The sequence below is a fragment of the Nodosilinea sp. LEGE 07088 genome, from assembly GCF_015207395.1.
GTDB lineage: Bacteria > Cyanobacteriota > Cyanobacteriia > Phormidesmidales > Phormidesmidaceae > Nodosilinea.
In genome coordinates this window covers 1-16,316 of sequence record NZ_JADEWX010000141.1, presented here as the reverse complement: position 1 = coordinate 16,316, position 16,316 = coordinate 1, and the positions used below count along the sequence as shown (strand labels likewise).

Annotated in this window: 9 protein-coding genes; 3 read left to right on the top strand and 6 right to left on the bottom strand. The window is 56.1% G+C overall.

What is annotated here, in order from left to right:
- Nucleotides 1–181: 181 nt before the first annotated feature.
- Nucleotides 182–652, bottom strand: a complete 471-nt coding sequence (locus tag IQ254_RS23285) for a hypothetical protein (protein WP_193968545.1) — start codon at nucleotides 650–652, stop codon at nucleotides 182–184.
- 108 nt (nucleotides 653–760) lie between these two features.
- Between IQ254_RS23285 and IQ254_RS23280 the strand changes: the two genes are divergently transcribed.
- Nucleotides 761–2,206, top strand: coding sequence for a phenylalanine--tRNA ligase subunit alpha (locus IQ254_RS23280; protein ID WP_193968544.1), 1,446 nt, complete (start codon nucleotides 761–763; stop codon nucleotides 2,204–2,206).
- A gap of 173 nt (nucleotides 2,207–2,379) precedes the next feature.
- Nucleotides 2,380–2,931, top strand: a complete 552-nt coding sequence (locus IQ254_RS23275; RefSeq protein ID WP_193968543.1) for a DoxX family protein — start codon at nucleotides 2,380–2,382, stop codon at nucleotides 2,929–2,931.
- 338 nt (nucleotides 2,932–3,269) lie between these two features.
- On the opposite strand, the gene IQ254_RS23270 is transcribed toward IQ254_RS23275, so the two are convergent.
- The 4 genes from IQ254_RS23270 to IQ254_RS23255 form a co-directional block, all read right to left on the bottom strand.
- Complete coding sequence (locus tag IQ254_RS23270) at nucleotides 3,270–5,342, bottom strand: cation:proton antiporter (RefSeq protein ID WP_193968542.1); 2,073 nt, start codon at nucleotides 5,340–5,342, stop codon at nucleotides 3,270–3,272.
- 520 nt (nucleotides 5,343–5,862) lie between these two features.
- Complete coding sequence (purB, locus tag IQ254_RS23265) at nucleotides 5,863–7,158, bottom strand: adenylosuccinate lyase (protein ID WP_193968541.1); 1,296 nt, start codon at nucleotides 7,156–7,158, stop codon at nucleotides 5,863–5,865.
- A 67-nt stretch (nucleotides 7,159–7,225) separates the two neighbouring features.
- Nucleotides 7,226–10,699, bottom strand: a complete 3,474-nt coding sequence (locus IQ254_RS23260; protein ID WP_193968540.1) for a hypothetical protein — start codon at nucleotides 10,697–10,699, stop codon at nucleotides 7,226–7,228.
- Between the two features lie 131 nt (nucleotides 10,700–10,830).
- Entirely contained in the window at nucleotides 10,831–13,614 is a 2,784-nt protein-coding gene (locus IQ254_RS23255; RefSeq protein WP_193968539.1) for a UPF0182 family protein, read from the bottom strand.
- 494 nt (nucleotides 13,615–14,108) lie between these two features.
- Here IQ254_RS23255 and IQ254_RS23250 point away from each other — a divergent pair, with 494 nt between their 5' ends.
- On the top strand, nucleotides 14,109–15,131 hold the full coding sequence (locus IQ254_RS23250) for a hypothetical protein (protein ID WP_193968538.1): 1,023 nt from the start codon (nucleotides 14,109–14,111) through the stop codon (nucleotides 15,129–15,131).
- Nucleotides 15,132–15,197: 66 nt separating this feature from the next.
- Here the strand turns inward: IQ254_RS23250 and IQ254_RS23245 are convergent.
- Nucleotides 15,198–16,316, bottom strand: a 1,119-nt coding sequence (locus IQ254_RS23245) for a lipase family protein (protein ID WP_193968537.1), incomplete at its 5' end; no start/stop codon positions are given.

The window sequence follows — 16,316 nt, the reverse complement described above, 5'->3', positions numbered from 1 at the left end:
AGATTAGGGGGATGGGGGGATGGGGCCTATCAGAGGTCAACCGGTATTACCTTGCGATTCCCCTATCTTTTCTTGTGGGCTAAGGAGAATTGTGATCGCAAAATGCTCAAAACTTGGGATTTCTCTGTAGGGTGCAGGGGCCACGCTCCTGGCTGGGGGTATTTTGGGGTGCGGGCAGCTCCTAAGGTTTGATGCCACTGGCTTCGAGACGCTTCTTAACACTGCCCATGTGAACAGCTCGGCTGCTAATTTGGGCCTGCTGATCGCTCAGCAAAACATAGATGCGCCCCGAGAGCAACTGACGGATAAAGGGACGGCGATAGGTCAAAATGCCGTCTAAGCTGGCGTCGGCATCTTCGGTATAGCCCATTTCTGCCAGGGCCGCCTCTAGCTCCCGCTGAAAGGTCTTGCGACTGCTGATGGGTACCGTCAGGGTGGTGCTGCGGTTGACCAAAGCCCCGAGCAGCCCCCCTACAGCCCCAAGGACAATCCCATACTGGTTGGGCAACCCCCTGTCTAGACCAAGGTCGAGGGTTTTGACCGCTAGCAAAGTGGTAACCAGGGCTGTGCCGCAGAAGTAATACAGAAAGGTGAGGCCAAAGCCAGGGCCAGAGGGCAGGCTAGGCGCGCTAGGCAGAGGTTCGTCGGGCATAGTTTCAGGACGCTGGCAAAGGGCAATGCTGTCTATCTTTTCATCAATGCTGACCGTTGGGAACGGTGGAGGCTTGGTAGGCTGGTAAAGGTTTTCTGGGGCTTGGCCATGTTTGATTTGCTTCAGCTCAGCGGCAAACAACGACAGTTTGTGGAGCTACTCCAGCGCCAGCAAACCATAGAGAGTCTGCGATCGCTCTGCGTTGAGGCTGGCTTCGACACCAATTTTATCAACGGCTTTTTGCGCAGCGGGGCCCTCGATGGCTACGTGCAGCGCCAAGAGCATCGGCAGCAAACCTGGGTATTAACCCCCAAGGGCAGCGAACTGGGGGGGGTACTGCCGGGGTTTGCCCTGGCGGAGCAATTGCTGGCGGGTAGGCGCGATCGCGCCACCCTGCAAACCGAACTCGGCACCGCCTTTAGCCTCCACTACGGAGCACTGCGGCGCGAGCAGGCCGTCGACTTAGCTGATGGCGAAGGCGAAGGCGTCGTGGTAGTGCTTAAATCGTCGGTATTGGGGGCCTATCAGCAGCGCCAGACCGTGTTTAGCAAAATCACCGCTGGCATGCCTTTAGATGAAGGCGCATCAGCTTCCTTAGAATGGCTTCAGCAGCAGGGCTACGTTACCAGCCGAGTCGAAACCGACTATAGCCTGACGGTGCTGCCAACCCTGCAAAATCTAACGCTGGGGGATGTGGTCACAAGCCTGACTAGCGATCTGATTTTGTCGGGTCAATGGCAGCAAATCGACCTCAAGCCCTACGACATTCACGCCGAGGTACCGGATGTCGCCTACGGACGGCCCACGATTTTGACCCAGTGCATTCAGCGCATTCGCGATATTTTCCTCAACATGGGCTTTGATGAAATGTCGGGCTACCTGGTGGAATCTGCCTTTTGGAACTTTGATGCTCTATTTACCCCCCAAGACCACCCGGCCCGCGAGGTGCAAGACACCTTTTACCTAGCTCATCCCCAGACGCTGCCGTTGCCGAATGATCCAGCTCTGGTACAGCAGGTGAAGCAGGTTCATGAAGCCAACTACGGCGGTCAGTGGACTGAGGCTGAGGCCAGTCGCGCTATTTTGCGGGCCCATACCACGACCTCTACGGCCCGGCGTTTGCACCAGCTCCGAGGTCAAAACGGCAAGTATTTTTCTATCGATCGCGTGTTTCGTAACGAAACTATCGATCGCACCCACCTGGCCGAGTTCCACCAGATCGAAGGCGTGGTGGTGGGCGAGCTGCTCAGCGTGCGCACCCTGATGGGTTATCTGACCTATTTTTATCAGCGGCTGGGGTTTAAAGATCTGAAGTTTAAGCCCACCTACAACCCCTACACCGAGCCATCGCTGGAAGTATTTGCCTACCATCCGCCCAGCGATCGCTATATCGAAGTCGGCAACTCAGGGCTATTTCGTCAGGAAATGCTGGCGCCCCTGGGCTGTGGCGAAAAAGCCACCGTGGCCTGGGGCCTGGGCCTTGAACGCATTGCCATGCTGCTCTACGGGGTAGACAAACTCTCTGACCTAATTGGCCCTGACATTCGACTTTAGTGGCCCGATCCCCCGACGGCAGATCCCGTCGCCTAGTCCCCGGCAGAACCACCGGACACACCCAGCTGGCGGATTTATTTTGCCAGCAGAGCAAATTTGTATAAGCGCATCCTTTACTTTCCTTAAAACTTCGTTAGCATAATTAATGACGGCCTTAATTTTTATTAATCCATATGATCGCTCAGCAACGCATCCTCACCCTGGGCTACCTTGCGCTTCAGCCCAATCAGTCCCCTAACACGGCTTTTCAGATTTCTTGGACAATTCTGAGAATGGTGGCCGGTATCGTTATGATTCATAACGGACTTGACAAGCTCGCTAACATTGAGAGCTTTGCCCAGGCCTACGTGGCCTACCTGGGTCTGCCCTTCCCCATCACCCTCAGCTATATGGCCGCCTTCACCGAGCTGATCGGCGCGCCCTTAGTGGCTTTGGGCCTGTTTACTCGCCCGGCAGCCCTGGGGCTGTTTTTCACCATGACGGTGGCCATGTATCACCACGTTAAGGTAGCGGGTCTGAGCATTCCGTACCTAGAGCTATCGGCACTGTACGCCGCCACCTTCCTCTTTTTTGTGGTCAACGGGGCGGGTCGGTTTTCTGTCGATGCGCTGCTGTCGAAGGCCTTGGGCGGTGTGCTCAACAGTCAAACTGACGGCAAGCGGGCTTCCCTGGAGACGGTCTTTCAAATGGATAAGACCGCCTCTGAGAGTAAGTCAGCACTGTAGCTTCTACTGATGAGAGTTTACACGAATCGTCCATGGCGCTAATGCGCCACCTCAAACGATGAAAAAAAGCCCGCCCATTTCTGCGTCCTGACAGACCACCGTCATGCCCGTGCAGCGGGCATCCAGTCGAGAGTAGCCGGATGACTGGATGCCCGCTGCCGCGGGAATGACAAGCCTGGTCTATGTTCAGAGCAAATCCGATTTGGAAAACCCCGATTCATCATCAGGAACCTCGTAGGGGCATAGCATGCTATGCCCCTACGAACTGGGCTATTCAGGCAGGATTTGGTATTAGTGGCCCCCGGCAGATGCTGCCGGGGGTTTTTGCTATTCAGGCCCTAGGTGTGGGGTTCACCAAACAGCACCAGGGAACAGGTGGCTTCGTCGATCACCTGGTGGGTGACATTGCTAACCGACAGGCCGCCGGCGGTACGGCGTCGCATCGATCGCAGCACAATCAGGTCATGGTCGCGGGCGGTTTCGAGAATAATCTCAGCGGGGTGGTCATGGGTCAGGGTGAGCAGATTCCAGGCGATTTGCAGGCCGCTGGCCATCAGCTTGGTGAGAGCCGCTTCTAGGGCTTGGACTTGGGCGTCGGGGGTGTGGCGATCGCACACATGCAGCAGCGTGACCGAGGCCCCGTGGGTGGCGGCAAACATCTGAGCAAAGCGGGCGGTGCGCACCGCCTGGGGGGTCACCGTTTTCATCGGCACCAAAATGCGATGAATATCGATCGGTTCGGCCAGCAGCCGAGCCACCGCCACCGGGCAGTGGCTCGACCAAAACACTTCATCTACCAGAGTGCCAAACAGCTTGGCTCGAAACCCCTGGCGACTCCAACCCAGCAAAATCAGGCTGGCATTTTGCTCCCGGGCGATGCGGGTAATGCCCTCCGAAACATCGTCGTCTATGCGCAGCACCGAGTAGGCCTGGGCGTTAAACTCCTGGCTTAGGCTCTCAGCTTTTTGCAGCAGCTGGCGGCAGTGGCCCAGGGTATCGACCAGGTCGGGGTCATCCATGTGTACGTGAGCGCGGGCCACGGTCACCGGAATCACGTAGCCCTCCTCATGGCTGGCCAGCAGCGCCGCCATCTCAATTAAGTAGCGCTGGGTGACGGGGTTATAGATCGGCACTACCACGGTAAACGGGCAGGCAATGGTTGAGGTTTCACGGCTGGCGGGGTCTTGGCCATAGTCAAACCACAGGGAGTCGGGCTGCGATCGCGACAGTTTAGGCGTCACCAGTCGCCCGGCGTAGCGCGCGGTGAGCAGCGGCCCGGTGACTGAGGTCACCAGCATCATCACAATCACAGCATTGAACACCAGCTCTGAAATAATCCCCTGCTCTAACCCCACCAGGGCGGCGGCTAGGGTGGCGGCCACTTGAGGCAACGACAGCGACCACATGGTGAAAATCTGGGTCCAGCTATAGCGATAAAAGGGCTTAGTTGCCAGAGCCGCCAAAAATTTGCTGACGATCAGCGTGGCGGTAAGCGCCAGGGTAAAGGCTAAGTTAGTGGTCAACGACTCGGCCAACACCTGCAAGTTAAGCAGTAACCCCATACAGACAAAGAAAAAGGGAATGAACAACACCCCGCCGACAAACTCCACCTTTTCTTTGACCGGGCCGTTGCCCACCACGTCGTTGACCGCCAGCCCCGCCAAAAACGCCCCCACAATCTTGTCGACGTTGATCAACTGCGACCCCACCGCCGCCACAAACACCGCCGCCAGCACAAACAAAAACTGGTTGCCCTCGCGATCGCCGTTGCGGCGAAAGTACTGCTTGCCCGCCCAGTCAATGCCCACCAGCACAGCTGTAGCAAACACCCCCAGCAGGCCCAGCTGAGTCACCACCATTGGGGCCGAAAACTCTCCCGCCTGGGCCGACACGCACATGGCTAGCACCAGCAGGGCTCCAATGTCGGTAAAAATGGTGGCTCCCACGGTGGCGGTCACCGACGTTTCTTTCGTCACCCCCAGGCGCATCACAATCGGGTAGGCCAGCAGGGTATGGGAGGCCAGCAGCGACCCCACCAGTACCGCCGCAATCCAGCCGAAACCAAAGCTGCGGCTGAGCACCATGCCAGCGATCAGCGGCACCGCAAAGGTGGTAAAGCCAAACCCGAGGGAACGATTGCGGGTGCGTTTAAAGTCTTTGAGATCGATCTCAAGCCCGGCCACAAACATGAGGTAAATTTTGCCCACATCAGACAGCAGGGTCTCGACTTCGCCTGCCGGGTTGAGCAACCCCAAGACACTGGGGCCTAAAACCACCCCGGCAGCCAGCAGCCCCACCAGCCCCGGCAGCCGCAGCCGCTCAAACATCGGCGGAATAAACAGCGTTACCAGCAGCAGCACGGTAAACGCAATGATGGGGCTATCGGGCAACGTACTTAACAGACCGACCATGGCGTGACCTCTACAAAACTGGCTTCATGCCAGGTTGATTTCATTGGAGCAGATTTTTCTGACGACCGCTGGGGCGATGCCCTGATCAGCTCTGGTGAATGGGTTTCTCCAGAACGGTGGATCAATCCACCGGCAACTGAAGGACAATTCTGGCCTGGATCAAGCCCCAACATCCAAGGTCAATCAAGGACGCAGGCTCTGCGCCACTACCTGGGGTATTTTGCCCTCGTCAATATCTTCAGGCATCGGTGTCCTGCCCCAATTGACCGGGATAACGTTTACTGGAATGACTCGCGTAAGTAGGAAGACCCAATCAAACAGTGTCGTCTGGGGGCTGCGATCGCGGCGGCATACAAAAAAATGCCTACAGGGTTTCCATCAGTGTGGAGCCAAGGTGAGCCCTAGTTTGTATCACCTCGACCTAGGACTCGAAGGCTGAAATATGTCCACCGTTGCGGATCGCTTGGCTCCCTCGCTCCCTGGCCCTAAGGAATAGTATCTAAACTGGCGCCGTGGAGTACTAGATACAGAGGCGCTGATAGACCTGATCGAGATGGCGCAGGTGGCGATCGGGGCTGAAGCAGGTCTCAATTTCCGCCGCAGACAGGTGGGCCGTCACCCGCTCATCGGCCTCAATTAGGGCGCGAAAATCGCCGTCGTCGGTGTTCCAGGCCTGGTGAGCGCAGGCCTGGACAACACTGTAAGCCTCTTCCCGGGCCAGGCCTTTATCCACCAGGGCGAGCAGCACCCCCTGGCTAAAGACCACGCCGCCGTAGACATTCATATTGCGGGCCATGTTGGCGGGGTAGACCAGCAGGTTTTTGATCAGCTCGGTGGTCTCCACCAGCATGAAGTGGGTCAAAATGCAACTGTCAGGAAAGGCCACCCGCTCTACCGAGCTGTGGGAGATGTCGCGCTCGTGCCACAGGGCCACATTTTCCAGCGCCGCCATGGCGTTGCCCCGCAGCAGCCGCGCCATCCCGGTCAGCCGCTCCGAGCGAATCGGGTTGCGCTTGTGGGGCATGGCCGACGAACCCTTTTGCTTTTTCGAGAAAAATTCTTCAACTTCCAGCACGTCGGTACGCTGTAGGTTGCGAATCTCGACGGCAAACCGCTCCATTGACGCCCCCAGCAGCGCCAGGGCGTTCATAAAGTCGGCGTGGATATCGCGGGAAATCACCTGGGTAGAGGCCGTATCGGGGCGCAACCCCAGGTTTTGGCAGGCCAGGGCCTCAATCTTGGGGTCGATGTTGGCGTAGGTGCCCACCGCGCCAGAGATCTTGCCGACGGCGATCGCATCTTGCAGATGGGTCAACCGCTCCCGGTGGCGCAGCATCTCGGCCAGCCAACCCGCCAGCTTAAAGCCAAAGGTAATGGGCTCGGCATGAATACCGTGCGATCGGCCAATCATTACCGTGTCGCGGTGTTCTTGAGCCCGGTAGCGAATCGCCTGAATCAGGTTCTCCACGTGAATCATAATCACCTGCAGGCTGTCCACCAGCTGGAGTGACAACGCCGTATCCAGCATGTCAGAGCTGGTCATACCCAGGTGAATGTAGCGGCCCACATCCCCCACATACTCGTTGACATTGGTGAGAAAGGCGATCACATCGTGGCGTACCTCAGCCTCAATCTCGAGAATGCGCTGGGGGTCAAACTTGGCCTTGGCCTTGATTTCGTCTACCGCCTCTGGGGGTATGTAGCCTAGCTCGGCCTGGGCCTCACACACCGCGATTTCGACCCGCAGCCAGGTTTTGAATTTATAGTCATCGGTCCAGAGGTCGCCCATTTCGGGCAGGGTATAGCGTTCAATCAAGGCTTTGGTCTGAATACAACCGTCCTATTCTACCCGCCCGCCCTGGGCTGTGGAAAATCTACGCCAGCTATTGCAAGCGCTCAACGTTTTGTCGAGCATAGCTGAGGTTAGGCTGGTAGTCCACGGCTTTTTGCTGAGCCACAGCATGGTTGGGGTCAGCCTCAGGCACCCGCTGCATCAGCTCAATCGCACTCGCCCAGGAATTTGCCACATTCTGCCAGTCGGCAGCGGTACTGGCAGTTTGGGCCTGGTTTGAGGCGGTCTGAGCAGCGTTAACGGCCTGCCTAAACAAATCGACCTCAGGTACTGTCGCTGGATCTACCGGCGGCGTTCCAGGGTTGGGCGCTGGCTCGGTCACCACCGGGGCATCCCCAGGGGTAGGCTGGCGCAAACGCCCTAACAGCCCATTGAGCAGCAGACCTGCCAGCGCGAGAGCTACGGCCCCCAGCCCGACCAGCAGCCAGAGGGGTAGGCCAGACCTTTCCGAGCGACCTATGCTACCGTCTGCGCTGAATTGCCCAGGGTCAAGCGACACATGGGTGGAAGGATCTGAAGCCAGCTCTTGAATAAAATCGTCAGTGGCATCGGGTTCATCATCAATGAAGGCTGCACCATTGCGATCTTGCATAAATCCGTTAGCAGCGTCACCACTACTATCGCTAAACCCATCTGTATCAAACCCATCGCTCTCAAACCCGCCATCGTCAAACACATTGCCCCCAAAGTCTGACTCGATGGCATCGTCGGCGACTAAGCCGTCATCGCTAAACCTCACGGCCCCAAACTCTGGATTGTTCAACTCGTCGGCAGCCAACTCAACTGATTCAAACGCTAGATCCTCAGCCTCATCGGCAAAATCTATGGCAACTAGGTCTGAGTCTGCCGCCGCAAAATCCACTTCGGCAGACTCAAAAGCCACCCCATCGTCGTCGAGCTGGCTGCTATCGGCAGAGAAACTGTCGATCGCCAGATCGTCCCCTTCGACCGTCTGATCGAGCTCCATCGTGACAAACGGTGTATCGGCCTCAGCATCAAAATTAGCCGAGGGGTCAACGTCTGCCGGTGCAAACGGTGTAGCCACTTCAGATTCTGCCTCCCAGGCCTCGATTGCTGGCAACGAGCCCCTCGTCTCATCGGCAGGAAAATCCATTTCATCATCAAAGGGGTTAGGCGGGGCCGCGGGGTCTACCGCCAGCTCAGCGTCAAAATCACCGGGGGTATCTAGCATAAGATTGGGGTCAAAGCCCTCTTCGGGCATCTCCCAAGCGGCCTCTTCGCCCCCATCGAACTCTGGTATCACCTCATCCAGGGCTGGGGATAGATCCTCCAGGTTTACCGCACCATCCAAATCATCGGTCAAGGGAGGCTCGAACGAGATATCGGGCAGATCGGCAGCGGTAAAATCTGGATCGATCTCATCGGTAGGCCAGTCATCAGCCTCTCCAGCCCCAAGGTCAACCTCTTCACCGCTGGAGAGGTCAGGCTCTGCCGACCAATCGTTGATGGCTAAGTCATCAAACCCAGATTGATCGAGATCAGTTGCAGCGCCCAGATCTGCAAAGACAATGTCCTCAGACTCCTGCAGGTCTAACTCCTGACCGTCCTCAGGCAGAGCATCGAGATCGGTGTCTAGCCCAGCTACAGCTAATTCAGCCTCCATATTCAAATCTGAGGAGGTGGCATCAACGGCTAAGGCATTTACATCAGCGGTTAGATCAACAACCTCAGCCTCTAGCTCAAGCGCTACAGCCGCAGCATCTAGGTCGCTAGCATCTAGGTCGCTAGCATCTAGGTCGCTAGCATTCAGGCCTTCAGTATCAGTGCCCTGATCATCGATAAGACCAAACGCCGCATCGGTGCCCTCGTCATCGGCACCAACAGCCATTGCGTCATCTATGGAAGGTTGTTCAGCCTCTGCCGCCCAGGCATCAATCGGGCTATCGGCTGGGTCAAACGTCACCCCAGCATTGTCCTCATCCCATAAATCATTGAGTTCATCGCCAAGATCAGAGGCTTGGGTCGCAGCCCCATCGAACTCAAGGCTATCCGCAGACACCAGATTCGGGTCGGCATCAAAATTGAGGTCAAACTCCGCGTCGGCAGTCCCCAGTTCCTCTAGGCCAGGCTCATCCATGCCCAGATCAAAATCGAGGTCAGTCTCCAGTCCAGCAGCCTGCGCCAGATCCAGGTCATCCCCAGCCATGGCGTCCATGGGCTCTAAGGCAGCACTGACATCTGGCGCATCGACGAGATCCAAATCAACGTCAAAATCGCCGACATCGGCAGCTGACCCATCGGCCAAGTCAAAATCGAGCTCAGGGCTAGAAGCGCCCGCATCCGCCTCGGCATCAAAATTGAGGTCGAAGTCCAAATCGTCGCCGCTGGCGAGCTCAGGGCTAGAAGCGCCCGCATCCGCCTCGGCATCAAACTCGGCATCAAAATTGAGGTCGAAGTCCAAATCGTCGCCGCTGGCGAGCTCAGGGCTAGAAGCGCCCGCATCCGCCTCGGCATCAAACTCGGCATCAAAATTGAGGTCGAAATCCAGATCGTCGCCGCTGGCGAGTTCAGGACTGGCGGCACCTGCATCCCCCATGCTCTCAGGGAGCCCTAAATCTAGGTCGAGCCCATCGTCAACGGGTGCATCGGCGGCATCAAAGTTGAGATCGAAATCGGTCAAATCGGCAGATGCATCTCCCGGGCCTGCCGCCTCGGATGCCTCGGTGAGCCCCAGGTCAAAATCGAGATCGGTCGCGGCGGGATCCGGGCTGGGCTGATCCTCAAAGTTGAGGTCAAAATCGAGGTCATCTGCACCACTGAGATCGAAATCTAACTCAGCATCGGCGTCAGGGGAGGGGGTATCGACGAACCCCAGGTCGAGGTCGAGATCAGCCGCTGAGTCCAGTGGACTGGTGTCGTCGAGTCCACCCAGATCAAAATCGAGTTCATTGCCCCCATCGCTAGCACCCTCGGTCAGCGCTAGGTCAAGATCAAAGTCTTCGGAGGCCGTCGAGTCAGGCCTGGCATCGGTCAGGTCAAGGCCAAAGTCACTGTCGGCCAGATCCAAATCGACCGAGATGGCCTGGTTAAAATCTTCGCCTAGGTCAGGGGTGTCTAGATCACTCAAGTCGATATCGTCACTCTCAGTGCTATCGAGATCAAAGTCAAAGTCTAGATCTACCTCTGCTTGGGGTGAATCGGCGATCGCGCCCAGGTCAACCGCCGCCGGGGTCGCCGCTGGGGCATCTTGCAGCCTTAGATCTTCGCTCCAGGCAACCGCCTCGGCCCCCACTTGCTGACCGCTCACTGTCAAGTGATGAATAGTCGCCAGCTTGAGGCCGATAATGCCCTTCTTGACGTAGGCGACCAGGTCTGACTGATTGGGAACATGGGACGACTCTAGGCTCACCCGCAACCGATTCTCCTGCTGCAAAACATGAGCAGTGATGCCCTGAGCCTCTAGATGACGATTCATCAAAGCGGCGATCGCATCGGGGTCACCCTGGCGGGCCAATTGCAGAACATTAGGGGGCGTAGTAGACATAGGGGTCTAGTTGAATTCAATGAATTCAGCGCACAGGCCGGAGAATTCCCTATAGTATGCCCGTGGTCGCTGATCTTGGCACAATCAACCTGCTTTAGCCTTGAAAAGCTGGCGTAATGTAACCCTAATTGTTAAGGATTTTGTTGGTTAAGCTCCTGCAAAATACCTTCTAACTGTTGCTGGGCAGTGCCGTAGCGCTGCCAGTCACCCTGTTGTAGCGCCTGCTGTCCGTCTTGGTAAGCCTGGAGCGCCGCCTGCACTAAGGCAGCGACAGTGTTGGCTGGAGCAGCCACATCCGTACCCTCTGGAGTTGGGGTCGGTGGGCTAGCGCTAGCTGCGCCAAAAATCACCTCCAGACTCTGGTCAAGGGTTTCGCGCATCACCACCTGATCGTTGTAAGCCACAATTACCCGCCGCAACTCGGGCAGTTCGCCCTGATCAGATCGCAGATAAATTGGCTGCACATATAGCAACGACTGCTCCACTGGAACCACCAATAGCGTGCCGCGAATCACCCCAGAGCCCTGCTGATTCCAGAGGGTCAGCTGTTCTGAGATCTCGGGAGTTTGGCTAATGCGCGCCTCGATTTGGGTAGGGCCAAATACCAGCTCCTGCTTAGGAAACTCGTACAGCAGCAGCCTGCCGTAGTTATCGCCATCGGAGCCCCCGGCCATCCAGGCAATCATGTTGTCGCGGTTAGCCGGAGTAAAGGGCAAAATCTGCAAAAATTCTTCCTGCCCCAGCTTGGGTAGCTTCATGATGATGTAGTAGGGCTCCATAGTCTCGGCTACATCATCCTTGGTCTGCTCCGGAAACCGCCACAGGTCTTCGCGGTTGTAGAACACTTCAGGATTTTCCATGTGGTAGGCCCGATACATCTGAGCCTGCACGGTAAAGATGTCTTCGGGGTAGCGCAGGTGTTCCCGGTAGGCAGCAGGCATCGCCTCAATGGGCTGAAACACATTGGGAAAGATGCGGCTATAGGTGGCCAGCAGCGGATCGTCGCGATCGCGGGCATAGAACTCTAACGTGCCGTCGTAGGCATCAATAAAGACCTTGACCGCATCGCGAATGTAGTTGACGCCGTTGCGCATCAGCGGGTTGGTGCTGTCGACCAGCGAGACCAGGTCGGTGCGGCGGTTCAGGGGTTCGGAGTAGGGATAGCGATCGCTGCTGGTGTAGCCATCTAAAATCCACTTGATGCGGCCATCGATGATGGCCGGGTAGGGGTCACTATCAAAGGTGAGAAAGGGAGTCACCTGGCGCACCCGGTCGGTAATCAGCCGATGGTAGTGAATGCGAGTTTCGTTGTTGAAATAATTGGAGATCAGCACCCGCAGATTGCCCAAATCGTAGGCATAGACCAGCCGCCGCAAAAACGAGTTGAGGCGCACTCCACCCGCCCCGGTATAGCGGTAGGCCGCATTGGTGTCGCCTAGGGGATAGTCAAACTCATCGGTGTTCGCGCCGGTAAAAATGTAGTTGCGGGTGCTTTCACCATAGTAAATTCGAGGCTGATCGAGGGGCAGATCGACGGTGCTATTGGGGGGCACATTGCGAATAAAAAACTCCGGCAGCCCGTTGGGGGTGACCTGGTTGACGGGGCTCATTACCACCCCAAAACCGTGGGTAAACTTGAGCTGCCGATTGATCCAGTTTTGGGCCTCGGAGGGCAGTTGCTCGACGGGTAGCTCGCGGGCCGAAAGGGCTACCTGGCGATAGTCGCCGTTGAGGGTGTAGCGGTCAATATCGACATCTTCAAAATTGTAGTAGAGGCGAATTTCTTGCAGCTGCTTGTAGGTGCTCAGCAGCGGAGCGTAGTCCCACAGGCGAATGTTGCCCACGGTGGGGCCATTGGCTTCAATGGTGCTGCGGGTGAGGTTATTTTCGGCCGGAAAAGGCTCTGAGGTGACGCTGGTGAGGTTGTAGGCCTCGCGGGTAAAGGCGATGTTGTGCTCAATGTAGGGGCGCTCGATGGTGAGTTCATTGGGCTCAACCACGAAATTTTGCTGAAACCAGGGGTACAGGCCATTAACCAACACCAACAGCCCCAGGTAGATAACAATGCCGAAAATCGGCAGCGAAAACCCACTGCGCCCCAGGGCAATAACAAACAATGCCGCCACCGCCAGGGTGACAAACCCCATCAACCAGTAGGCCTGCAAACGGGCGTGGACATCGGTATAGCCCGCGCCAAAAATAACCCCGCCATCGGCATATAGCAGCGAGTAGCGATCGAGCCAAAACCCCGCCGCCAGCAGCACCGCGATCGCCGCCAGCAGCAAACACAGATGGGCCTTGGCCTCGCCCGTGAGAAAATACTTCCAGCCTCGTTCCGGCCTGACCTCGCCCTTGAGAGCATAGACCGTGGCCGCAATCAGCAGCGACCACACCAGCAGCCCCAGCAGGGTGTCTTGTAGCCCCTGCCACAGGGGCAGCTTAAACACATAAAAACCAATGTCACGCCCAAAGATGGGGTCATTGGTCCCAAAGACCGTGGGGTTGAGAAACTGCAACACCGCCTGCCAGGCTGAGGCTGCCCGCAGCGCCACCCCCAGCGCCAGCACAAAGATGAGCCCCAGGGCTCCCAAGTTAAGCAGCCGCTCCAGCTGGTCTCGCTGAGTCTGGTCGCTATAGCGGCTGAGAAATCGATAGGTGCGATCGCGGGTCAGCCGCAGCGCCATCTGGTAGCTGGCCCAAAGCCCCCCACCGTAGAGGACAAACCCGCCTAGCCCCAGCGCCAGCTGCCACTTAAGGCGGAGCCAAAACACCGACCCATAGCCCACCGACTCAAACCACCACGACTCGGTCAACAGGTGCACTAATCCGCCTGAGAACACCAGCAGCAGGGTTATCGCTACCAACCAGGGCAGCAGTCGACGGGCTCGGAGAGATTTGGTGGAAGAATAGGTCACAGGTAGGGTAGGTAGGGGCAGATCATGCCTCGATCAAAACGCTGGGGCTAAACCGCCTCAACGTATATCCGAGATGCCATTGCTTCTAAAGTTTAGCGACCTCATCTCTGAGACAAACCGCCAACCTCCCCAGGCTTAACCTTTTTTAGGACAGCGATCGCTGAAAATAGCCCTTTGCCCCAGACCTTGCCCCACCGGCTAAGCACTGCACAGCCTTTTTCCTTTAGTCAGCAATAATTGACGGGACTGCTACATCCTGTCGGGGATGTGTGTACTTTTGATAAGCCCTCGCGGAATCCCTAGACTCAGGTAGAAGTTCTCTGTAAGTGACGCTCTTTGGGTGAATACCGCCGGAATGTTGCTTCTACTTCTAGTTGCTTCTACTTCTATGCCTGCACCCGGCGTGTCCAGAGACTTGTCCTGATGTTTTGGGTGATTTTATAGTTTCGTTGTGACAGTTTTGTTAGCCATACGCAGCGAGTGGGGCAAGGGTCATGAAGTCCAAAACTAGCCAACGAATTGAGCAGCTGATCATTCCAGTCGGCTTTGGCTTTGCGGTTTTTGCCTTAGCCCCTGGCGCGATCGCCCAAGACTGGGCGGCTAGAGAGCCCGTTACATCAGCCGCTTTACGGAATGTTTGGCTCATGGCGGCCTTGCTTTCTCTGTGGTTGTTTATTCCCCTTGTGGCTACTATTGTCATCTCTATTTTGGCCTTTAGAGTCTCGCCTACGGAGAGCATAGAAGCTGAAGGAGAAAACGTTATTAAGGTGTTGCCTGGTCTCAAATTTAAGGCTAAAGGACCAACGGCTACCTTCATTATCTTGATTGCCCTGAGCTCTCTCATTGTGCTGAGCCAGCTTGATAAAGTACTTTCTCCCATCGGCAGTGAGCTAGAGTTTGAAAAGTTCAAGACTTTCTTGGTGGATCAGGAAATTTTAGCCTCAACCGATGACCGCCTAGCCAGTCTGAATTTGGATTCTGGGCTAAAGCTATTGGGTAGCTACATTGTCGAAACTAAACAAGGCTTAAACCCCTGGACGCTCAATACAAAGGTGGGTGTTTACAAACCCGATGCTTCGACCTCAAGCCTGATGTCCGATGCCGAGGTCAGACGCATTGTAAATGAAGACACCCTGGCTGTTCGAGTCGATTCTGTACCTAAGGTTGAGCCTCCTTACGGTACCAATGTAACCATCGAGAAGCTGCTGTATTTTCCCTTTGGGGTGAAAACAACCGATGATATTCGTAAGGCCGTAGAAGATAGCAGCGACGGCGTAAATTTGAGCTTTAGCGTGGTCAAGCCAGGAGAGCCCTATCGCTATCGCAAGGCGGCAAACCTCAAGGTTATGAGTTTGAGCAATCAGCTCGATTATCAAGAGTCTAGCGCTGGCAAAGGCGCCCCCACAACCTGTGATGCGAACCAAGAGCGGTTGACCCTATCGATAAATTTTCAGGAGCACAGAATGTGGCTGGGTCCCTGTGTTCTTTTAGACTATGAACGAGCCCAAAATTCCTAGGCACCTTTGGAGCATAGGGCCGGATTTTCATGGCTTGAGTTCAGGTGTAGAAGAGTAGCTATTTCCTTAGCTTTGCCGCCGCGATCGCATGCGATCTTTCATGCCTTCAACGAAGTCCCCTGCCATCATGCCCCGCTCTATCTCCAGCTTAGCCTCCTCGTCTTCGCGATCGAGAGCCTTTTGCAAATTGGCCACGTAAAATTCTATCTTGTGGTCATCAATGGCATCGGGGCTACCCGAGGTTACAATCGCCCGCACCATGCCAAAGAGTCGATCTGGAAACCGCTGGGTCATAAACGACTGTCGGCGCAGGTTACCAACGTCGTTAAAGTAGCGAAACTGCCCCATATGGCCATACACCCGCGTCGGCACCCAGGGAATAATCTGCGGCGGTATCAGCGGCACCAGGTCGTTGTTGTTAACGTAGCGAACAATGCGATCGCCCAGGCGGCGATTCATGTAGTTGACCAGCTTCCAATCAGCCACCCGCGGCTGGCCAAAGGTATACAGACCACTCACCTCAAACCCCTGAGCATCTAGGGAAATCGTCGCTACCGCCGCCAGGGCACCTCCCAGGCTGTGCCCGGTTACCCAGAGTTTCGTGTCTGGTGTCCACCATTTTTTTAGATAATAAATCACCTGCTTTTCAACACTCTGCCAGGCATCCATAAACCCTCGATGAACCCGCCCAGTGGGTGGCACCGCCTCCTGGTCAGCCAAAATAGTAAACCCCTTCAGGCGAATTTTTAGATTGGTCTTCCAGTCGGCCAGTTGCTGAGTGCCCTTAAATATCAGCATCAGATTATTACCTTTCCGAAACATGAACGCCTGGGTGTCAGTAATCCGCATATCGAGGTACTTGAAATTGTTGCGGATGTCGCGCTCGCTAGTTTCTTCCCCCTCTCGCAGCCACGCTTTGATGACATCCACCACATACTGGCGGTTCGACAGCTGCATCCATCGGTTATCAATATCCGCACTCAGCCATAACCGCGAAATATCGATGACATAGTCGCGGTCTTCGTAGACCAAGTGAGCCGCCTTAGCCAGGCACAGCGCCCGGTAGGTGTCGTACTTCCCGTCTGCGGCAACCGTTTCTATGCCGCTGAAGTCATGGGTTGAGTAGGGGGGCGGCAAAACTTTGAAGCCAAAGCGCTTAAACAGGTTTTGCACCCGCCCATAACC

Coding starts and splice junctions, on each gene's coding strand:
- IQ254_RS23285 (WP_193968545.1), bottom strand. CDS start 652: ATGCCCGACGAACCTCTGCCTAGCGCGCCTAGCCTGCCCTCTGGCCCT.
- IQ254_RS23280 (WP_193968544.1), top strand. CDS start 761: ATGTTTGATTTGCTTCAGCTCAGCGGCAAACAACGACAGTTTGTGGAG.
- IQ254_RS23275 (WP_193968543.1), top strand. CDS start 2,380: ATGATCGCTCAGCAACGCATCCTCACCCTGGGCTACCTTGCGCTTCAG.
- IQ254_RS23270 (WP_193968542.1), bottom strand. CDS start 5,342: ATGGTCGGTCTGTTAAGTACGTTGCCCGATAGCCCCATCATTGCGTTT.
- IQ254_RS23260 (WP_193968540.1), bottom strand. CDS start 10,699: ATGTCTACTACGCCCCCTAATGTTCTGCAATTGGCCCGCCAGGGTGAC.
- IQ254_RS23250 (WP_193968538.1), top strand. CDS start 14,109: ATGAAGTCCAAAACTAGCCAACGAATTGAGCAGCTGATCATTCCAGTC.